The organism is Mesorhizobium loti R88b (assembly GCF_013170845.1).
Lineage (GTDB): Bacteria > Pseudomonadota > Alphaproteobacteria > Rhizobiales > Rhizobiaceae > Mesorhizobium > Mesorhizobium loti_B.
In genome coordinates this window covers 2,187,718-2,208,406 of record NZ_CP033367.1, presented here as the reverse complement: position 1 = coordinate 2,208,406, position 20,689 = coordinate 2,187,718, and the positions used below count along the sequence as shown (strand labels likewise).

Annotated in this window: 19 protein-coding genes and 1 pseudogene; 8 read left to right on the top strand and 12 right to left on the bottom strand. The window is 61.1% G+C overall.

Annotated features, from left to right (window positions below):
- Window positions 1-232: 232 nt before the first annotated feature.
- The 6 genes from EB235_RS10745 (at window position 233) to EB235_RS10720 (ending at window position 8,522) form a co-directional block, all read left to right on the top strand.
- Entirely contained in the window at window positions 233-1,429 is a 1,197-nt protein-coding gene (locus EB235_RS10745; RefSeq protein ID WP_080680827.1) for an ROK family transcriptional regulator, read from the top strand.
- A 422-nt stretch (window positions 1,430-1,851) separates the two neighbouring features.
- Entirely contained in the window at window positions 1,852-3,036 is a 1,185-nt protein-coding gene (locus EB235_RS10740; RefSeq protein ID WP_027031000.1) for an ROK family transcriptional regulator, read from the top strand.
- 110 nt (window positions 3,037-3,146) lie between these two features.
- Window positions 3,147-4,457, top strand: coding sequence for an ABC transporter substrate-binding protein (locus EB235_RS10735; RefSeq protein WP_027031001.1), 1,311 nt, complete (start codon window positions 3,147-3,149; stop codon window positions 4,455-4,457).
- A gap of 77 nt (window positions 4,458-4,534) precedes the next feature.
- Window positions 4,535-5,455, top strand: coding sequence for a carbohydrate ABC transporter permease (locus EB235_RS10730; RefSeq protein ID WP_032925555.1), 921 nt, complete (start codon window positions 4,535-4,537; stop codon window positions 5,453-5,455).
- Window positions 5,455-6,357 (top strand): carbohydrate ABC transporter permease, encoded by a 903-nt coding sequence (locus EB235_RS10725; RefSeq protein ID WP_027031003.1) that lies wholly within the window; start codon window positions 5,455-5,457, stop codon window positions 6,355-6,357. Before EB235_RS10730 ends, EB235_RS10725 begins: the two co-directional genes overlap by 1 nt.
- Before the next feature lie 23 nt (window positions 6,358-6,380).
- Window positions 6,381-8,522, top strand: coding sequence for a beta-galactosidase (locus tag EB235_RS10720; protein WP_027031004.1), 2,142 nt, complete (start codon window positions 6,381-6,383; stop codon window positions 8,520-8,522).
- A 124-nt stretch (window positions 8,523-8,646) separates the two neighbouring features.
- Here EB235_RS10720 and EB235_RS10715 read toward each other — a convergent pair whose 3' ends face one another.
- From EB235_RS10715 to EB235_RS10690, 6 genes are all read right to left on the bottom strand, one after another.
- A complete protein-coding gene (locus EB235_RS10715) occupies window positions 8,647-9,411 on the bottom strand; it encodes an SDR family oxidoreductase (protein WP_027031005.1) in 765 nt (254 codons plus the stop codon).
- Window positions 9,412-9,479: 68 nt separating this feature from the next.
- The gene (locus EB235_RS10710) at window positions 9,480-10,769 is read right to left on the bottom strand and encodes a mannitol dehydrogenase family protein (protein ID WP_245268827.1); all 1,290 of its coding nucleotides are present in this window, start codon (window positions 10,767-10,769) and stop codon (window positions 9,480-9,482) included.
- Window positions 10,750-11,772, bottom strand: coding sequence for a zinc-binding alcohol dehydrogenase family protein (locus EB235_RS10705; RefSeq protein WP_027031006.1), 1,023 nt, complete (start codon window positions 11,770-11,772; stop codon window positions 10,750-10,752). The genes EB235_RS10710 and EB235_RS10705 overlap by 20 nt, the downstream gene beginning before the upstream one ends.
- A 73-nt stretch (window positions 11,773-11,845) precedes the next feature.
- Window positions 11,846-12,712 (bottom strand): sugar ABC transporter substrate-binding protein, encoded by an 867-nt coding sequence (locus tag EB235_RS10700; protein ID WP_432431176.1) that lies wholly within the window; start codon window positions 12,710-12,712, stop codon window positions 11,846-11,848.
- 136 nt (window positions 12,713-12,848) lie between these two features.
- Window positions 12,849-13,634: an ATP-binding cassette domain-containing protein gene (locus EB235_RS10695; protein WP_051429681.1), complete on the bottom strand. Its 786-nt coding sequence runs from the start codon at window positions 13,632-13,634 to the stop codon at window positions 12,849-12,851.
- Complete coding sequence (locus EB235_RS10690) at window positions 13,631-14,581, bottom strand: ABC transporter permease (RefSeq protein ID WP_027031009.1); 951 nt, start codon at window positions 14,579-14,581, stop codon at window positions 13,631-13,633. The genes EB235_RS10695 and EB235_RS10690 overlap by 4 nt, the downstream gene beginning before the upstream one ends.
- Before the next feature lie 269 nt (window positions 14,582-14,850).
- Here EB235_RS10690 and EB235_RS10685 point away from each other — a divergent pair, with 269 nt between their 5' ends.
- Window positions 14,851-15,747 (top strand): GntR family transcriptional regulator, encoded by an 897-nt coding sequence (locus EB235_RS10685; protein WP_027031010.1) that lies wholly within the window; start codon window positions 14,851-14,853, stop codon window positions 15,745-15,747.
- Window positions 15,748-15,901: 154 nt separating this feature from the next.
- On the opposite strand, the pseudogene EB235_RS35175 reads toward EB235_RS10685, so the two are convergent.
- A pseudogene (locus EB235_RS35175) lies at window positions 15,902-15,994 on the bottom strand (TOBE domain-containing protein); the annotation flags it as partial.
- Window positions 15,995-16,044: 50 nt separating this feature from the next.
- Window positions 16,045-16,620, bottom strand: a complete 576-nt coding sequence (locus EB235_RS34720; protein ID WP_280945053.1) for an ABC transporter ATP-binding protein — start codon at window positions 16,618-16,620, stop codon at window positions 16,045-16,047.
- Between the two features lie 436 nt (window positions 16,621-17,056).
- Between EB235_RS34720 and EB235_RS10675 the strand changes: the two genes are divergently transcribed.
- Window positions 17,057-17,242 (top strand): hypothetical protein, encoded by a 186-nt coding sequence (locus tag EB235_RS10675; RefSeq protein WP_155256411.1) that lies wholly within the window; start codon window positions 17,057-17,059, stop codon window positions 17,240-17,242.
- A gap of 252 nt (window positions 17,243-17,494) precedes the next feature.
- On the opposite strand, the gene EB235_RS10670 is transcribed toward EB235_RS10675, so the two are convergent.
- The 4 genes from EB235_RS10670 to EB235_RS10655 all read right to left on the bottom strand — a co-directional run bounded on the left by EB235_RS10670 (window position 17,495) and on the right by EB235_RS10655 (window position 20,526).
- On the bottom strand, window positions 17,495-17,863 hold the full coding sequence (locus tag EB235_RS10670) for a DUF1622 domain-containing protein (protein WP_027031012.1): 369 nt from the start codon (window positions 17,861-17,863) through the stop codon (window positions 17,495-17,497).
- Window positions 17,864-17,887: 24 nt separating this feature from the next.
- Window positions 17,888-18,493: a hypothetical protein gene (locus EB235_RS10665; RefSeq protein ID WP_208603633.1), complete on the bottom strand. Its 606-nt coding sequence runs from the start codon at window positions 18,491-18,493 to the stop codon at window positions 17,888-17,890.
- 83 nt (window positions 18,494-18,576) lie between these two features.
- Window positions 18,577-19,338, bottom strand: coding sequence for an isochorismatase family protein (locus EB235_RS10660; RefSeq protein ID WP_245268829.1), 762 nt, complete (start codon window positions 19,336-19,338; stop codon window positions 18,577-18,579).
- Window positions 19,339-19,596: 258 nt separating this feature from the next.
- Window positions 19,597-20,526 (bottom strand): pirin family protein, encoded by a 930-nt coding sequence (locus EB235_RS10655; protein ID WP_027031015.1) that lies wholly within the window; start codon window positions 20,524-20,526, stop codon window positions 19,597-19,599.
- Between the last annotated feature and the right edge of the window lie 163 nt (window positions 20,527-20,689).

Below are 20,689 nucleotides of genomic sequence, written 5' to 3'. Positions count from 1 at the left end.
CTCCACCGTCGCGGGCAAACTGGAGACGATGCTCCGTGCCCTCGAAGGGAGAGACGCGCATTGCAAAAATCGCCGGCTGTTGCCGCCCACAAGCGCCAACAGTTGCTTCAACTCGGTCCGGAACTCCTCCCGGGGAAAGATCAGCCCGATCGCGGCGCGGCTTGATCTTGTGCCCTTTCATAGGGCATCATGCGCGCCAATGCAATACTTAATTCACAGAATGAAGTAAGTCATGAATCTTAAGGCGGATCAAAATACGACACGGGCGATGAACCGGCGCCTGATCCTCAACTGCCTGCGTCGGGAAGGTGATCTAAGCCGGGTCGAGATAGCCGCGATGACAGGTCTGAGCCCAGCTGCGGTCACCGGCGTCACGGCTGCACTGATCGACGAAGGCATCGTCGTGGAAGGCAAGAGCACCCAGAGCAGCGGCGGCCGCCGGCCGATACCACTCAGCATCGACTATGCCAGACATTGGTCGATCGGGTTCAAGCTGACGGAGGGCCGGCTCGAGGGCACGCTCACGGATCTTTCCACCCGCGCGATAGGCACCTGCGAACTGCCGCTTCCCGACCACGGCCCCGTGGCCGTCGCCCATGCGGTCAAGGAGGGCGTGGCCATGCTTATGGGTGATCGGCGCGAAGGTAGACAGAAACTTGTCGGCATCGGCATGGCTATGCCAGGATTGGTCGACGTCAACCGTGGCGTCTGTCTCGTCTCTCAGCGCCTGGGCTGGAAGGACGTGCCTATCGCGGAGATGATCGCGTCACAGATCAGCGTACCGGTATGGGTCGACAACGACGTCAATGCGTTTGCCATCGCCCAGCAGCTCTTCGGACACGGGCGGCGACGCAGTTCGGTGCTGGTGTTGATCATAGGCACGGGCGTCGGGGCGGCGCTGATCTTTAACGGCCAGATCCATCGTGGGGCGCGATCCGCGGCCGGCGAGATCGGGTTCCCCGCCGAGGACGGCGATGGCTCGATTGCGACGCAGGAGCGGTTGAGTTGGGATCGGCGTCTCTCCGAACCGGCCATGGTCAGCGCCTGGAATGAGATCCGCAAGCGCTCCCGCAAGGCCCCCGCCGACCTGCAGCAGGCCATCGACGCAGGCGAGCGGCTTGCTCTGGACTACCTCAGCGAAGTCGGCCACGAGATTGGTCAACGCCTCACCGGCTTGATCGATCTCATCGACCCGGAAGTCGTCATCGTCGGCGGCGAAGCGGTCCGTTTTGGTCCGGCGCTTATCGAGCCCCTCATTGCCGCTGTCCGCGAATCCTCGTTCGCGACCCCGCCGCCGATCGAAATTGACTGGGACAACAACGTTTGGTCCCGCGGCGCGTCGGCACTCGCGATTCAGCAGTTCTTCGACTTCGAAAGCACTGCGGGGTTTGAGCGCGAGAGCGGAACCCGCTCATCCGGACACACCTGACCTCAAGGTCCATGTCGATTTGGCGGCGGCGCGCGTCACCTTGGGCGGACTTCTGCCCAAAGCGACTGAAAGCGTCGTAGAGCGCTTGCCTATCAAGGGGTTCGAGTCCACGTTTGCTAAGCGGTTGATACGTAATGATAATGGTGGGACAGCGCCAAAGCCGTCATCCGCGCCAAAGGGGACGAGCTCGTGACCGATTGACGCAACCGGAGTCAGCTCGTTGCTCAAGTAAGCGCAGTGACTCCAAGGGCTTGGGCGCCCGCCACGGATCGCCGTAATCATCGAACGGGCTACCGCGGTAGCTTTCACTGCAGAGCGATAGCTGACGTTCGGCGTCATCAGAAAAAGGCGGACTCTGGCACGGTTCTGGTCTATGCCGACGCTCGTTGCCGGTCCGCCGGCCTTTTGCATTTGGTCCATGAATGAAGCGCCAGCCCACGACGTCGAGCCTGTTACGCCGACTCAATCGTTCGGCCGTGGTGGATTTGATCCGCACCGAAGGAGTGGCATCACCTTCGAGCCTCGCCGAGCGACTGAACATCAGCATCCCGACGGTGATGCGGGTGATCGAGGATCTGATTGCCGAGGATTTGGTGGCGTATGACGGGTTTGACGAGGCCAATGTCCGGGGCCGTCCCCGAGCACGCATCAAATTCCGCGGCGCGGCGCATGCGATCATCGGCATCGAGGCCGGCAAGGGCGAGTTCTATGGCGCCGTGGCCAATCTCGAGGGCGCCGTGCAGACCGAAATGCACGAGACGGCCGACGATGATGGCGAGCGCAATTTCCAGAAGCTGGTCGGCCTGATCCGCCGGCTGATGGCGGCCCCGCGCCCGCGCGGCCAGACCATTCGCGGCATCGGCATTGGCCTGCCCTCGATCGTCAGGCAGCCGGAGGGCGAAGTGGTGCTGACGCTCGGTCTGGGCTGGCGCGACATGCCGTTGCGAGCGCGGCTCAGCCAGCATTTTCAGATTCCCATCGTCGTCGAAAACGGGCGCAACCTCGCCGCCGTGGGCGAATGGGGATTCGGGGCCGGGCGTGGCGCCGACAGCGTCGTGAGCCTCTCGATCGGGCCCGGCGCCGGCGCGGGCGTCGTCATCGACGGCAAGCTCTATGGCGGGCACTCGCATGCGGCGGGCGAGCTCGGCTGGTATCTCGATGACCCCCTCCTCACCGGGCGGCCGTTCGAACATCTGGGCGACAAGCAATCGCTGCGCTTTTTCGGCATCCCCGAACAGGCGACCAAGATGCTCGAAGAGGCCAACACCCAGTATGCGGCGGGAAAGCTCACCCTGGCCGCCGTCACCGACCGGCAGGCAGACAAGATTGCGCCGGTTGTCACCGAGTTGCTCGACTATGCGACGATGGCGGTGGGCAGTGTTGCTGCCTTCATGAACCCGGAAATCATCGTACTGGCCGGCCGGATCGTCGGGGGTGGTGATCTGGTGCTCGATGTGCTGCGGCACCGCCTCAAGGGCAATGTGTATGACCCGCCGCGCCTCGTGATGGGTGCGCTGGGCCACCGCGATATCGTCCTGGGCGCAGTGCGTCTGGTGCTCGATGCGACGACCCTCAACCCTGCCGACAGCGTCGTGATGGCCGACTGAAGATCAATCGATCGCAATTGACAGCGACTGTATGTCGGCATTAAGTTTCTAACTGAAAGAAAAACGTGCCCTGCATCGTGTGGGAGCGTATCTTTCGTGGGAGGACTTCAATGACGAAGATTTTCAATCCGCTTGGGCGGACGATGCAGCGTCGTGACTTCTTGAAAGTTGCGGGTGCGAGCGTTGCGGTAGCAGCCCTGCCGGCGACAGTTCGCGCTGCCGATCCCGTCAAGGTGGTGCTGTGGTCGTGGGTGCCGGATCTCCAGCTTCAGGTTGACATGTTCAACACCGCGCATCCAGGCATCCAGGTCGAACTCGTGAATGCCGGCCAGGGGAACCCCGAATATCAGGCGGTCCGTGCGGGCCTGAAGGCGGGCAGCGGCCTGCCCGACGTCGTCCAGATCGAATACCAGCTCCTCGAGACCTTCCGCCAGGTCGACGCCTTCGCCGACATCGGCCCGTACGCCAATGCCCATAAGGGCGAGTTCCCCGAAGGCTTGTGGACGCAGGTCGCCAAGGGCGATGTCGTCAACGGCATGCCGCAGGATTACGGTCCGATGGCGATGCTCTATCACAAGGACATCTTCGACAAGCATGGGATCACGCCGCCCACCACCTGGGCCGAGTTTGCCGATGCCGGCAAGAAGATCCATGCGGCCGATCCGAATGTGTTCATCACCGACGCGCCGTTCGGAGCCAATGCCGACTGGGTCTTGGGTCTGTTGTGGCCGATGGGCTGGAAGCCGGTCAGCCGCGATGGCGACAAGCTCGCGATCAACATCAACGACAAGATTGCCAAGGACTTCGCCGCCTATTGGCAGGACCTTATTACCGCGGGTGTCATCGAGACCAAGCCGGGCTTCAACAATGAGTGGTACACCGGCCTCGACTCGGGCCGCTATGCCACCTGGCTCGCTGCCGGCTGGGGTCCGCTGTTCCTGACCTCGGTCGCCAAGACCAGCGTGGGCAAGTGGCGTGCCGCCGATCTGCCGCAGTGGAACGCGAGCAAGTTCGCGACTGGCGCTTGGGGTGGCTCAGCGCTGGCCGTGATGAAAACGACCCAGCATCTGCCCGAGGCCGCCGAAGTCGCGATCTGGCTGAACATTAATCCCGAAGCCACAAAGCTCTACACCACCAAGCAAAACTTCTTCCCCTGTACCCGCGCGCTGCTGTCTGACCCGGAATGGGCGAACGCCAAGCCGGATTTCTTCGGCGGCCAGGCGGTGAACAAAGTGTTCGCCAAATCGGCGAATGCCGTGGCGCCGTTTGAGTGGAGCCCGTTCCAGGACTTCCTCTACCAGTCGATGTCCGATGAATTCGGCGCCTCGATCGGCGGCAAGGGCACGCTGTCGGATGCGTTCGACCGCATCCAGGACGCCGTGGTCACCTACGCGAAGGAACAAGGCTTCACCGTCGGCTAACTCCTCCCGGGCAACGGCCGGGCGCGCTTGACCGGCGCGCCCGATCTCTTCATCCTGCCGGACGGGGGACCATGGCAATGTCGAATTCGCCAGCCGCGGCGACGCGCCCAGCGCGATCGGGCGGTTTTACGTTACGAAAGCTCACGCCCTATCTGTTCCTGGCGCCCTTCGTGCTGCTGTTTATCGCCTTCATCGTCGCGCCGCTGGTCTATGCGTTCTATATGAGCCTCTACCGCGATACGCTGGTGGGCGGACGGCAATTCGCGGGTGCAGCCAGCTATATCAAGGTCGCGGGCGACGCCAAATTCTGGGGCGGCGTGTGGAACCTCGTTCTGTTCGGCATCGTGCAGGTGCCGATCATGCTGGGCCTGGCGCTGTTGTTCGCCATCGTGCTCGATCGTGGCCAGGTCTATGGCAAGGGCGTCTTCCGGCTCGGCTTCTTCCTCCCCTACGCCGTGCCGAGCGTGATCGCGACGATCATCTGGGGTTATCTCTACGGCCCCAACTTCGGCCCGTTCACGCAGATGGCCAAGGCGTTCAACCTGCCGCCGCCGGACTTCCTGTCGCCGGGCGTGATGATCTTCTCATTGGCCAATATGGTGACGTGGGAATATGTCGGCTACAATATGGTGATCTACTACGCCGCGCTGAAGGCGATCCCGTCGGACCTCGCCGAGGCCGCGCGGATGGATGGCGCCTCGGCCTGGCAATTTGCGCGGATGATCCAGCTGCCGCTGCTGTGGCCGGCGATCCTGCTCACCATCATCTTTTCGATCAACGGCACACTGCAGCTGTTCAATGAGCCGTATTTGATGCGCTCGCTCGCCAGTAACACCATCAATTCGAGCTACACGCCGAACCTCTATGCCTATTCGCTGGCGACTCAGAACCAGCAGTATGGCTATGCGGCCGCCGTCTCGTTCGTGCTTGGCATCGTGATCGCCGGTGCCTCCTATATCTTCACCTTGGTCACCAGCCGCCGTCGGCCGGAGCAATGATGACTGCGACCACTGACATCGCCACTTTCGACGCTGCCAGGCGCCGGCCCGGCGAACGGCGGCGTTCGCGGATCATCCTCACGCTGCTGCTGTCACTGTTCCTGGTCTACAGCTTCGTGCCGCTGGTCTATCTGGTCCTATCGGCAACGAAGACGAATGGCGACCTGTTCGCCACGTTCGGCTTCGGCTTCGGCACCGAGTTCAACCTCTGGCAGAATCTGAGCGATCTGTTCAGCCGCGACAATGGCATCTTCTCGCGCTGGATGTTCAACAGCGTGCTCTATTCGACCGTCGCCGGGCTTGGTGCCGCGATCTTTTCCACCGCAGCAGGCTATGCGTTCGCCAAGTTCAAGTTCCACGGGCGAAATCTGACCTTTGGGCTCGTGCTGGGCGCGGTGTTTGTCCCGCAGACGGCCCTCGTCGTGCCGATCTTCCTGCTGCTGGCGCTGTCGGGTCTCAGCGACAATCCGCTGGGCGTGATCCTGCCCTCGATGATCTCGCCGATCGGCGTCTATCTGATGCGCGTCTATATCGAGCAGGGCGTCGACGACGAACTGCTCGACGCAGCGCGTCTCGATGGCGCCGGCGAGTTCGTGATCTTCCGTGTCATCGTGCTGCGGCTGGTGGCGCCGGGCATGGTGACCGTGGCGCTGCTCTCGTTCGTCGGGACCTGGAACAATTACTTCCTGCCGCTGATCGTGCTGCGCTCGCCGGAGTATCAGCCGATCACGGTGGGCCTTGCGACCTGGTATCAGCTCGCGCAGCAGGGCGGTGGCGGCGGACAGGTGCTGTTCTCGATCATCATCACCGGCGCGCTGGTCAGCATCATCCCGGTCATCGTGGTGTTCCTGCTGCTGCAGCGGTTCTGGCAGGGCGGCCTCACCGCCGGCGCCATCAAATAGACTATCGCTGGAGTTTTCCAACTATGACGACTGCCTCGAAATCCGCGCCGCTCTCTGTCTGGCGGCCGATCGCAACCGACACTTTCCTCGTCGGTACCCCGCATTACCCGGAGCATGTCGATGAGAGCTATTGGCAGCGCGACGCCGACCGCATGGCGGCCGCGGGCTTCAACGCGGTGCGACTTGCGGAATTCGCCTGGCATATTGTCGAGCCGCATGAGGGGACGTTCGATTTCGATTTGTTCGACCGCGCCATCGATGTGCTGGGCAAGGCTGGCATCAAGACCATCATGTGCACGCCGACGGCGACGCCGCCGCGCTGGCTGACGGCGCGTTATCCCGAAGTGTTGCGCGTCGATGCCAATGGCCGCGCCATGAGCCATGGCTCGCGCCAGCACGCCAATCTTGCGAGCGGAGTGTTCCGCCAGCATTCGAAGCGCATCACCAAAGCGATGGCCGAGCATTATCGCGGCAATTCGCACATCATCGGCTGGCAGACGGACAATGAGTTCAATACCTCTGGATCGCTGTCTTACGGTCCGGTAACCCTGGCCGAGTTCCAGGCCTTCCTCAAGGACAAGTACAAGACCATCGCCGCGCTCAACGATGCGTGGGGCGGGAATTTCTGGGCCACCGCCTACGACGATTTCGATCAAGTGGTGCTGCCGCTCGACTACGCCCCAGCCCCCGTCGGGCCGAGCCATGTGGTCGACTATCACCGCTTCCTCGCCTTCGTCACGGCGCGATTCCAGCACGATCAGGTGTTGATCCTGCGCGCCACCAATCCAGACTGGTTCGTCTTCCACAATCTGGGGCGGATCGACGACATCGACTTCCGCGGCGAGTTCTCGACCGATCTCGATTTCCTCGGCTTCGATATCTACCCGCATCTCGATGACGAGATGCAGCGGGTCGGCGGCGTCGGCGAGGCGCAGGCACTGCGTCTCGACATCTGCCGCGGCTTCACCGGCAACTTCATCGTGCCGGAACAGCAATCGGGGTTCGGTGCGCAGCCGAACTTCTCGACGTTGACGCCCGAACCCGGCGAGATGCGTCGCATGGCCTATACGTCAGTGGCGCGTGGCGCCGATGGCGTGTTGTTCTTCCGCTGGCGGCCGGCGCATTTCGGCGCCGAGATCTATTGGATGGGCATCATCGACCACGACGACATCCCGCGGCGACGCTATGACGAGGCCAGGCAGTTTGCGGGTGAGGTCACGGCGCTCAAGGACAAGATCCTCGGCACGCATGTGCGCATGGATTTGGGCATCGCCGGATCAGATTTCGACAATCAGGAGATGCACCGCTCCTGCCCCATCGGCATGCCGAGCCCGCATGACGATGCCACGCTGCTGCACCGCTATTGCTACCGCCACAACATCGCCTGCGGCTTCATCCATCCCGAGGATGATCTTAGCAAGCTCAAGGCGCTCTACGTGCCGCATTGGCTGAAATGGACCGATGCGTGGACGGCGCGGATCGAGGCCTTCGCCAAGGCGGGTGGAACGGTAATCCTGGGAGGCCGCACCGGATCACGCGACGTTAACAACCACGTCATCCGCGACACCTCGCCGGGCAAGAGGCTCTCGGCCCTGGCCGGGATCACGGTCGAGGAGTTCGGGTTGCTGACGCCGATCGGCGGCGACGGAATGTTCGAGCATGGCGGCCGCTTCGGCGCCAACACGGTGCGCAAGAAGCTGCCGGCGACGTCGGCGAGCCGCCGATACGAGGTCAACATCGGGAACGCGCAGGTGACGGCGGCGCATCTTTATGAGCTGCTTAGCGTCGCGCCCGGCACGGACGTAATCGGCAGTTGGGCCAGCCGCTTCGCCGAGGGCCAAGCCGCGATGACTTCGCGCAAAGTCGGCAACGGCAATGTCATCTACCTCGGCACGTACCTCAGCGATGCTCTGGTCGAGGTGCTGGCCGATCAAGTGCTGGCGCCCGCCGGTATCGTGCCGCTCATCGCCGACATTCCGGCCGGCGTCGAGGCGACGATCCGCGAAAGCAAGGACCGCCGCCTGCTGTTCATCCTCAATACGATGGGCGAGTTGGCAAGCATCGGCAATGTCCCTGCGGGCAAGGATTTGCTCGGCGATGGCAAAATACGCGGCGGTAAGCTGTCGCTCCCGGCCTATGGCTGCAGCATCATCGAACTCGACTAGGGATGTTGTCGCGAGGCTTTTGGGAAACGCTCAATCGTGCTGGCTGCCTGAAGGGTTGTGTGATGCGCTGCCATGGCGTCGGCGGCTGACGATTTCCTTGGTCCTTGATCCTGCTTCGTTTCTGCTACCAGCAGATGAAACCGCCATCGACGATGAGATCGATGCCGGTAACGAACGACGCAGCGCGGCTGGCCAAGAACACTGCCGGGCCTACCATCTCCTCAGGCATCGCGAGGCGACCCAGCGGCGTATCGCGCTCGAAGTTCTTCACTTGGTCGGCCACTTCGGGCCTGCGGTTCATCGGGGTCAGCGTGTAGCCGGGACTGAGTGCGTTAAGCCGCAGTCCGCGGTCCGACCATTCCATGGCCAGGCTCTTGGTCATGTGAATGACCGCTGCCTTCGACGAGTTGTAGTGCGTCTGGAGGAGGCCGCGATTGACGATCGAGCCTGACATGGAAGCCACGTTGATGATCGATCCCTTGCGGCGCGGCAGCATCACGCGAGCCTCGGCATGGCAGGACAGGAACACACCGCCAACGTTGATGCTGTAGAGCTCTTCCCAAGTTGCCAGCGGCAAGGTCTCGGCCGCATGCGCGCCGCCAATACCAGCATTGTTGACTGCAACCGTAAGCGCGCCAAGTTCCTTTTCGATGCGTTCGACAGCGGCGGCGAGATCGGCTTCCGACGTCACCGAGCCGGTTATCGCCAGCGCCTTGCGGCCGAGCGCAGTGATCCTTCCCGCCGTCTCCTCAAGCCCGCCATTGGAGGAGTGACCGAAGCAGGCGACGTTGGCGCCAGCCTCTGCAAGCCCGACCGCTATGGCCTGGCCGATGCCGCTGCCGGCGCCGGTGACCAATGCGACGTCGCCATCCAGTCTGAACAGGTCCATAGCGTTCTTCCTTGCGAATTCGATGATCCCGCCGGCTAGTCTTGTCTCAGCCGCTTTTCGTCGCGCCTCTACTGAACGACGTCTTGGCGGTCCGCGTTCTCATCAGCAGCCGAGAGAATGTTTGCGAGAGATGGCGAGTGTCGACGACGCTCCTCCGGCACCCACCGAAGAAAGCCGCCGATACGCCGTTGGACCTTGATCAGATGACCGGCAGCGATATCGCTCAGCCGATGGTCGAGAAAGGGGTTGTCGAACCGTTCAAGCGTGGTCACCACATAGGCTGTCGCTTCCTGCTCCATTCCCCGAGCCTTGAAGCCAGGAATGACCTCGGAACCATAAATCTCAGTCAGCAAGTTTCGATACCTGCCTAGTTCCAGAATTTCGCGCACCGTCAGGCCGGATCTCAGCCCATCGTCCATCCAGCATTGTGCAAGCACTGTGTGGCCAAGGTTCAGGATATGAAGCTTCAGCCTCTCGATGCGCTCAAGGTCCCCGACAAGCGCGATAGCGGGATGACGGCAGGGCAATCTCAGCCCAGCTTGCCATTCAATGGCCCACAAAGCGTACGGTTCTGCGATTGCACCGACGGGCTCGATGGCCGACGAGACAATGCGGTCGACAAGCGAATTGGCAAATACGCAATCGTCGGCAATGAAGGACAAAAGCGCGTCGGACGCGCCGCTGCGCTTGGCCAATACGATCAACACTTCCTTCAGTGTGTCGCCGTTGCGTTGAACCAGTTCGGTTGGAAGCAACACGACAGGCCTTGCCGAAACCGCAAATCGGTGCGCAAGCAAAACGAGCAATTTTGCTGGATATCCGGCTGGAGCAGGTCCGGCACCACTGGTGAGGTCGACGACCAGATCGGATGGAATGGTGAGGCCCGCCTCCGTCGTGTTCGAAACAACGAATTCCGCTTGTACCGCAAACAGCGTGGTCAACCGCGACCAGTCAAGTTCGGCATCAAGCGCACGCCGTATGCTCTTCACGCCAATTTCATGCTCGACGCGCTGGCCCTTCTCCAGCCCGCGGATGACAACCGGGTAGCCCTCATCACGGGCAAGCGCCTGCAGCCGGGCTCGGCCGACGACCGATCCGCTTATGGCTGCCACCGTGATCGGGCCGGCCGCGTCGCCTGCCTGTAGCGCCTCGTGCACGAAGAGCGCTGCGTGCGCCTGCAGAAAGCGGCTGGTTCCGAACTGGAAAATGGGCGTGACGACTTCCTTCACCATCGTTTTCGCTCTCAATTCACTTCGTAAAGGTGAGCCGCTGCGCATGCAGCCGCCAGCCCAAGGGTGATCCGCCTGCGGCGCAGTGTGACCATCGTGTTTTTTGAAGTCACGCAGATCCTGCCACATCGATAACGGCCTTGATCAGACCAGACTTCTGCTGCGCCCAGATCGCGATGTCGCGGGGGCTGTTGCGCAGGGTCGTGCGGTGAGTGACGAGCTGGTCTACCGGTATTTTTCCATCGCGGATCGAGGTAATGACGTGCTGAAAGTCGGCCTGCGTCGCATTACGACTGCCGATCAGCATCATTTCGCGCTTGTGAAACTCCGGATCGGAGAAGGTTATGTCGTCCTGCACGACGCTGACCATCACCATGACGCCGCCGTGGGCAACATAGGCAAAGGCAGACTGCATCGATCGGCTGTTTCCGGTCGCATCGAAGACGACATCGAAACCTGACTTGGCGGTTCGCTCCGCTATCGTCTCAACGACCGATCCCTTCGAACCGTCGATCACCAGGAAGCCCTGCTTTGCTGCAAAAGCCAGCCGCTCGGCATCGACGTCCATGACGGTCACGCTCTGTCGCGCTATGCGCGCAAAAAGCGCGACGCCAAGGCCGATCGGGCCGGCGCCGATGACCAAGGTTCGATTGCCCGGCCCGGCCATGGATCTGCGGACCGCGTGAGCACCGATAGCCAGAAATTCGACAGTGGCCGCCTCGATCAGTGACAGGCCGGTTGCTGGAATCAAGTTCTGTGCCGGCACCAGAATCTGCTCCGTCATGGCACCGTCACGGTGCACGCCCAGCACCTCGATCGCGACGCAGCAGTTCGGCTTGCCCTGGCGGCAGGCCACACACTTGGCGCAGGCAAGGTAGGGGTTGACGAGCACTTGCTCTCCGACCGCGATGTCCCCTGGCGCGTTGATTGCCGCGATTGTTCCCGAAATTTCGTGGCCCATGACGCGTGGATAAGCGAGGTACGGATGCTTGCCCTCGAAGATGTGGTAGTCGGTTCCACAAATGCCGACATGGCTGATGCTGACCAGCGCCCATCCAGGGCCTGGCGAGCCGGGTGCCGGGCGATCTTCGAAGCTCAATTCGCTGGGCTTTCGGCACACGAGCGCTTTCATGCGGACCATCTTCCTGAAATGTTCCAAAAAGAACCCGGCGGCTGGGATGCCCGCCGGGCCGAGGTGTGGGAGCCTATTCGAAGTCCTTGACGTTCTTCAGCGTCACGAGGCCGGCGCCAGTATCGACATTGGCCTCGACCTTCTCCCCGCGGATCGCCTTGACGACAGTGTCGATGCCAAGCTCCCCCATTTTTGCCGGAAATTGTGCGACGCTGGCATCTTCCGCACCCGACTTGATCGCTTCGATCTCACCGCAGCAGGCGTCGAAGCCGACAAGGATGATCTTGTCGTTGGCGATGCCCGCATTGCTGATCGACTTGACCGCTCCAGGAATTGGCGGGCCGCAGGCCGAGTAGATCGCCTTGAGATCGGGATTGGCGGTCAGAATATCTTCGGTGACCGAGGTGCCAAGCTCAAGCGTGCAGTTGGTGGCGCCCTTGCCGACGACGTCGACCTTGACGTCGCCCAGCCCCTGCATCATGCCGGTGACGCGGTCATCCAGCGCCGGAACGCCTGGTACCCCTTGCAGGATGCCAATCTTGTCGCCGCTCTTGAGAACGGTTTTCAGATATTCGCCGGCGATCTTGCCGCCGTTGAGATTGTTGGTCGAGACCAGTGCGGTCTGACCCTTCCAGTTCGGGATGCTGTTGTCGACCAGCACCACCTTGATGCCGGCGGCGACGGCCTTGTCGAGCGCCGGTGCCACGGTCGGATCGACCGGAGTAATTGCCAGGCCCTTGACGCCTTGCGTGATCATCGACTCGATCAACGCGATCTGGCCCTCGATGTCAGTGGCCGCCTGGCCCTGGCCGGTGACAAGCTCGATTTCGGGATGAGCGGCCGCGTATTTCTTGGCGGCGGCCTCCATGGTCGAATAGAACGGCACCGGGAATTTGGTGATCAGACCGACCTTGATCTTGTCGGCGGCGGAAGCAGGCATCGCGAACGCAACAGCGATCGCCAGCCCTGCGAACAGTTTTCGGTTCATTTGCAGTCCTCCCTTGGATTGAGACGCCTTCCGATGGAAGACGCTTCAGGCATTTGCGGACCGGAACGATCCCCAAATTTCGAACGGATCAGGCTCCAACGATCATGGAAACCAGCTCCTGCTTGTTGTCCTTGGTCGGCACGAGTTCACCAACCTTGCGGCCCTGGCGAAGCACCACGGCGCGATCGGCAAGCTCGATGACATGTTCCATGTTGTGGGTAATCAGGATGACGGCGTTGCCCTGGTCGCGGAGCGTGGCAACCAGATTGAGCACCTGGCGCGATTCACGCAGGCCAAGTGCAGCGGTTGGCTCATCGAGCATGACAACCTTGCGGGCAAACACGGTAGAGCGTGCCACGGCGATCGCCTGCCTCTGTCCGCCCGACATCATGGCGACGACGGCATCCAGCCGCGGCAGCGTCACCTTGAGGTTTGCCAGCAGGACGCGGGTCTCGGCGTCCATCTTGCGCTGCTGCAGAAAGCGCAGGCCGCGCGGAAGCCATTGCGGCCAGGCCAACTCGCGACCGGCAAAGAAGTTCTGTCCCGGTGTCAGATTGTCGAAGAGCGCCAGGTCTTGATAGACGGTCTCGATGCCGGCGAAGCGCGCATCCGCAGGGGAGCGTACTTGCGTTGGCGCACCGTCCAGAAGGATCGCGCCGGCATCGAGTTGGTGCACCCCGCTGATGCATTTGGTCAACGTCGACTTGCCAGCGCCATTGTCGCCAAGAAGCCCGAGAATCTCGCCGCGCCGGACCTCGATGCTGACATCGTCGAGTGCCAGAACCGAGCCGAAGCGTTTGCTGGCACCGCGTACCGCCAGCACGGGAGGGTCGGCGGTGACAGTGTGATCGGCGCTAGCCGCGACCGCGCTCACGACGGCCTCCCAGCATGCATGACACGCACACGCCCTTCGAGGTAGTTGCGAAGCACGTCGGACTCGACCGCGATGACGATGACCACTCCGATGACGATGAGCTGGAAAAAGATATTGACGTTGAGCAGGTTGAGCGCGTTGCGGATGACGCCGATCATGATGGCGCCGATCAGGGCATGGCCGAGATGGCCGCGGCCGCCGAGGAAACTGGCGCCACCGATGATCACCGCCGCGATCGTATCCAGTTCCAGCAGATTGCCGAACAACGGCGAACCGGCGTCGGTGCGGCCGGCAAGGATGACCGCGCCGACGCCTGCGCACAGCCCTGAGATCACATAGACCGAAACCAGGACCCAGGACACGGGAATGCCCATCCGCACCGCGGCGTCAGGTCGGCCGCCGACGGCATAGATCCAGCGCCCCCAGACCATCGTCTTGGCCATGACGAAAAAAACCGCGGCGACGCCGGCAACGACGAAGACCGATCCAGGCAGACCCCAGACCGCCTCGCGGCCAAGCGCGTCGATCGAATCCGGCATGCCAGGGATGGCACGGCCGTCGGCCAGTTGCAGCGCCAATCCCTTGGCGATGCTCAATGTCGCCAGCGTGATGATGAAAGGGTGCGGCAGCCGGCCGAACACATAGAACAGGCCGTTGATGGCGCCGACCGCCGCACCGCAGCCAACCATCACCGCGATCACGACGAAGGCGGGAGCGCCGGCATGAAAGCTGAGCGCGCCGACGACGGAGGCCAGTGCGACATTCGAGCCAACAGAGAGATCGATCCCGCGTGTCAGGATGACCAGATGTTGGCCCATCGCCACAACCGAGATGACGGCGGTCTGGGCGAGGATGTTGCTGAGATTGCGCCCTGTCAGAAAATAGGGCGACAGAAAGCTGAGTACGACGATCAGCAGCACCAGGATAACGACCGGGCCGGCGCTCAATAGAGCCAGACCAAGCGCAAGGCCGGGAACGGCTTCCTGCTTCCTGGGCTCTGGCAATGCGGCCTCGCCGGCAGTGGTGCCGGTGTTCCCCGTTTCAGGCAAAGTTCCCCTCCCCGCCGAAAGCTCATGCGAGCTCTCGTCGTCAAAACTTTTGCTGTATTTCAGCTTCCTCTTATCGATAAAAAACAACCATCATCACTTGGTCAAGTTGTTTTTTATGGATAAAGTTCATGCTAGAAAGGACAAGGTGTTGCCCAGAGGAAGAACCGATGCGAACCGACACTGTGTACAAAAAGGCCTTCAACCGCGCCGCCACCATGCTGCGGGATGGACAATTGACCGGTGAGCTCCCTTCTGAAAATGAGCTGAGACGGCGGATAGGCGTGAGCCGTACGACCGTTCGAAAGGTTCTGGGAGAACTTGCCCACCGCGAACTCGTCGCCGAGCGCGGCGGCGTCCGGACGGCGGGCCGCGCGGTCGAGGATAGCGACTACTATCCCGACGCCGAGACCACGTCGCGGGCCAACCACGTCGAACAGCAATTCATGGAGTGGATGCTGCGGGGTGACACCAGGCCTGGCACCAGCATCAACGAACTCGAACTTGCCCGGCAGTTCGGTGTCGCGACCAACGGAATTCGTGAGTTCCTGATCCGCTTCAGCCGATTTGGCCTGCTGGAGAAAAGGCCAAATACTGGCTGGCTTTTCAAGGGCTTCACGGAGGATTTCGCTCTTGAGCTGTTCGAGATCCGGGTGATGTTCGAGCTGCGCTCGGCGCATCTGTTTTCACGCCAACCCGACACGTCTCCCCTGTGGGACAAGCTCGCCGCGCTCAAGGTTGCGCACAGCGAATTGCTGAAGCGGATTGAAGGCCGCTATCACGACTTCTCCGGTCTCGACAACCGGTTTCATCGGCTCATAAACGAGGCGTCGCCGAACCGCTTTATCGACGATTTCTACGACATCATCAGCTTCATTTTTCACTACCACTATCAGTGGAACAAGCAGGACGAACAGCAGCGAAACCAGGCGGCGATCCTCGAGCATCTCGCTTACATCGATGCGCTCGAAAGTCGCGATCCCGACCGAATTGAGCGGGCCTGCCGAGCGCATCTGGCTTCGGCAAGAGCGACGCTGATGCGGTCACTGATTGGGTTCGATGAATGATCGATCGCCCTGCGCTCCCCTTGGGGAGGCGTCGAGGATGGAAGCGCCCTGGCGCCCATGCCCTAAAGATCGATGCGCTGCTCGCTGGCGGATCGAACAGGTTGACGCTGGCCGGATCGACGGCAAGAAATATCGGCTCGTTTCGCCGGTCTGCAAACCTCGGTGGCAGGCGGGCTATGATCGACTGTTCACCAACCTGCACCGTCACCATGGTTTCGGGGGCCGTGGGCTCCACGACGTCGATCACCCCCGTGACCGAAGCCTCATCGGGCGCAACGGTCTTTAGTTCTTCAGGCCTTATACCCAGGATGACCGGGCGCTGGAAATCGGCCGGCCGCTTGCCGGCTCGCAATGTGACCGACACACCGCTCGCTGCGAAATGCGCGCCGTTCGCGTCCGAGACCAGACGCCGGGCAGGAAGTTCATCGCTGGCGAGCCGATGAAACTTGCCACGAAGACGTTGGCTGGCCGCTCGTAGATGGTGCGAGGATCGGCAAACTGTTGGATGTGGCCGCCCTTCATCACCGCCACCTTGGTGGCGAGCGTCATCGCCTCGATCTGATCGTGCGTCACATAGACGATGCTCGTGCCGAGACGCTCGTGCAGGCGCTTGATCTCCGTGCGCATTTCCACACGAAGCTTGGCATTGAGATTGGAAAGCGGCTCGTCAAAAAGGAACAGCTCCAGGTCGCGCACGATCGCGCGCCCCATCGCAACGCGCTGGCGCTTTCCTCCCGAGAGATTGGCGGGGCGTCGGTCGAGCAGATGCGAAATCTGCAGCAGCCGCGCGGCATCATCGAAGGCGCGCTTGCGCTGGCAGTCGACACCCACTGGCTGGTCGGTACAGTGCGTGCCGAGCGCCTCGCCCTTCACCGACAATGGATCAGCCGAATAGCTGCGTTTTCGCTTGCCGGCTTACGGTGGCGGCTAGTAAAGCCCGCTGCCTACTGGTGAGCGGGCAGCGGGCCTTTTGTTTCGGCGGGTGGAGGCCCACCGGGCTGCAAATGTGCCGTTCGCTGCCGATGGATGGTTAGCTCGCGCTGCCAGAAACAGCCACTTACGAATCCGTAAGGAACTCAAGGCGCGGGCCTTGTTTCAGGGCGTGCTAAAATTAGGCCGATGAGGCTCCTGTTTATAGCATTTGGTGTTCTATTTTTTGTGGCTCTCGCCTTTTGGCAGTCAGCTTGATCCACGGAACGTGAACCTGAGCACGACGGGAGCAGGCGGGAGCAGGACTTCCGCGATCACACCATATCCAGGGATCGCCTTCGGTATATTAGCATGTGCTTCCAGCGGACCTGATGTCCGCTTGGCCGGCGTCATCCCCAAGCCACCCAGATCCCAACTGGCGCCGGCCATTTTGTTTCATCGCTTCTTTGGCTTCGGCGTGATCTGTTCGACCCTTGTCGCCGATCTCCTTGGCCATATCGAACGCCTTCTGCTTGTCCTTGGCGGTCAGCAAGGTACGCCGGTGGGGGCTTCTCGAAGACGCTGACGATGTAGGTCGCGGAACTTCGCCGCGCTAGTCTCCAGGCTCCTGAGCAGGAAGTGACCAACACGCTTCTGGCGGTTTGCCCACAGCGGCGATCTCAGCTTTCAGGAGATCACCCAGTTCTGCTGAATGGCCGGCTTAGACGCATTGCCGCCAGGCAGGTTCGGGGCCGGAGAAAGATCCCGCTGCGCGGGAAGGCGCCTGCGATTGAGGTAGAGATCAAACGAGTATGGCGGGTGGAACAGCAGCCTCAGCTTATTCATGACCCCGCGCTTCTTCCTCTTGCTTCATTTCCCGCGTCAGAAAATAGTTCAACGCTGTTCGAAGGACGGCGACAGCGCCTAGCTTTCCGAGCATGTCCCAACTGGGTGCGACGGACGTTGCGAGAATGTCGGCGCCCAACTGAAATTCCAACGCGAGCGCCATGTATCCCGCCAGTGTCTGCCTCACCGATTTGTTGTCACGAATCTGATGCGTGACATAGGTTCGTGCGAACTCGACGAAAGAGGCCACCATTCCGATTCCGATAACGAGCGCACCCACACTCTCGACAACAAGCTTGAGCCACAAGACGGAACTAACGACAACGGCCTCAGCGCCGACATCGAAAGGGGAAGGAACCATGATGGTGCTTGCGCTTACTATCGCTCAGGCAAACAGCCAGCGCTTCACGAGCTTCGTATAGCGCGGCATGATGACGTAGACCATGAGCACGACGATGGTTCCCGTAACAACAAAAGTAGTGATCAAACGATGGTCAGGGATGCCCAGGAACCGCAGAGCCGGCAAGACGATCATGGGAACGCCGAGGACCAGGGGATAAATTACAGACCAGGTCACCAAACTCTGCCGCCAGCGGGCTGGCACCTTGGTCTTGGCCTCCGTCGGGGCAAACCAGAAATCCAGACCGCTACGAATAGAGAAATCGTCGCCACTGGCAAGAAACGGTTTGACTCTTTCGATGAGCTGACCGCGAACGGACGACTCCGTCCAGCCTCGCAGATGCGCTATAGTGTCAAACCTGATAATAACGCTGTAGGTTGAGGAGAAGCCTGGAACCGGCCGGATGATCTGCCAGTCAAGATTGCCAGGCGATGACCGGCAAAGCGGGCCGATTTCGTTTATCCATTTTTCGTAGTCACCCTGCCTGCCATCACGCACCCGATGAGTGATGACGACCGTTGCTCCCGTGGTGTCGTCGGGGCTGGTCAATTTCGCGTTTTGGCCCATGTTTTCGCGTGCGAAATGAGGCATCTACCTTTTCTGCAACTTCCTCCGGATTGAACCGTGAGGGCCACCCGTCACCAGGTGGCCCGCGTCCCAATAGCTGCCTGGACCTATTTCGCGGCTTTCTGTGCCGCGTAATAGCTTTCAAACAACGCCCCATATGCGGGTTCGACGTGGTCGACAAAGACCTTGGCGAATTCCATCGCGTCTGGGCGATCCCAAGTGTGCATCACCTCTGTAATCGCCGCGAATGTGTCAATCGGCATCGCGCCCGCCTGCGTGACCCGGGCAATGGATATGTCGGTCGCCATCTTCGACCAATTGCCCGATGCATCGACAATGCAGAACACTTTGTATCCAGCCTCGAGAGCTTTCAGTGCGGGAAACACCATGCAAATGCTGGTGAGTGTGCCTGCGATCAGCAGTGTCTTCCGCTTGGTCTTCTCGATCGCTTCGACAAAGGGGCGGTGATCCCACGCGTTGATCGGGCCGCTGCGTGGAACGTACACCGCATCGGGGTTGCTCTGAAGGATCTCGGGAATGGTCGGACCATTAGCACCTTCGGGAACTGATGCCGTTACAACGGTCGGGATCTTCGCGATCTTCGCTACCTTCGCAAGAGCATTTACGTTGTTGCGGAGTTCCCTGTACTCCATATCACGGACCAACTGGAACAAGCCGCTCTGATGATCTATCAGCAGCAATACAGCATCGTTCGGGTCAATCATCCACTTGTTTGATGTCATGTCATTTCCTTTGGTTTTGGAACTGGATGTGCTGGCTGCGGCGGCGGCTACCGCGGTCGTCGGCGTCGTCAGCAATGTCGCTGCACCGGCTGCAGCGCCGGCAATAAGTATCTCTCTGCGCTTCATTTACTTCTCCGATCGATTGATATTTTTAGATGGGTCCGATCAAGCTGAAGAGGCGCGCGCTCGACCACGACTGCCAACTCAAGCCGTTTCTCGCCAATGACTGTGGACTGATCCAGTATCAGACACCGCCATGACCACCTTGGCCGCCAGGAATGCATTCTGGATGTCCACCGCGCTGCGGCGCTCTACCCGAGGCATGCCAGAGAAAATTGCGGCGAAACTTGTCGATACCGATTTCCATCGTGCCACCTTGCGAGGTCATGAGCCGGCAGACTCGACCTGCGTAGGCTCTGGCGGCAACGGAATGAACTCCGTTTCGCCAGCGACTTCGGGGAAGCGGCCCTGCCGCCAGTCGTCCTTCGCTTGCTCGATCCGATCCTTGGAACTCGAAACGAAGTTCCAGTAGACGTGACGTTGCTCGGGAAAAGGTTCGCCGCCGACCAGCATCAGATGCGCTCCGCCGCGTGTGCTCACGATGATCTCCGCGCCAGGCTTGAAGACGACAAACTGCGCTTCGCCGAATGTTCCTGTCTGGCCGGCGACTTCAATCTCGCCAGAGACGACAAACACGGCCCGCTCGATATGATCCGTGGGCACTTGCAACCGCGCGCCAGGCTGGAGCACGGCGTCGACATACATCAGGTCCGAATAGACCGGCACCGGCGAGCGTTCTCCGAACGCACTGCCCGCAACGACGGTGAGCGAGGCTCCGTCGGCCTGGAGCCTGGGCAGAGTGCCGTTGGCGTGATTGGAGAAACCCGGCTGCATTTCTTCGAGCGCCTTGGGCAAGGCGACCCAGATTTGCTGGCCGAACATCGTTCCACCTTGAGCCTGCAATTTCGCGGGTGAGCGCTCGGAGTGGACGATGCCGCTACCCGCTGTCATCCAGTTCACGTCACCGGGACGGACCGTCTCAACGCTCCCGATGCTGTCTCGATGAACCATTTCGCCTTCGAGCAGGTAGGTGAGGGTCGACAGGCCGATATGGGGATGGGGGCGGACATTCAGGCCAGCCCCTTCTCGAAACACCACCGGTCCGAAATGATCGAGGAAAATGAAAGGACCAACCGTGCGGCGCTGTGCCGATGGGAGCGCACGGCGAACCTTGAACCCATCACCCAGATCGCGAACAGGCGGAAGGATCAAATGTTCCACTGCCGAGTCTTGCAGGGCACTCGTAACAGTCATTGCCGCCTCCATTGTAGAGTTCAATTCGGCGCTGTCGCGCAGTGATCTCGCTCCAAAGCGCATGTTCATCTCAACAAAGACGTTGAGGTACAGGCCGATAGTGCTGGTGTTGCGAACCCGCCACCTTCACAGGCGAATTTGTTGCACCGCCCATGGGTCGGCT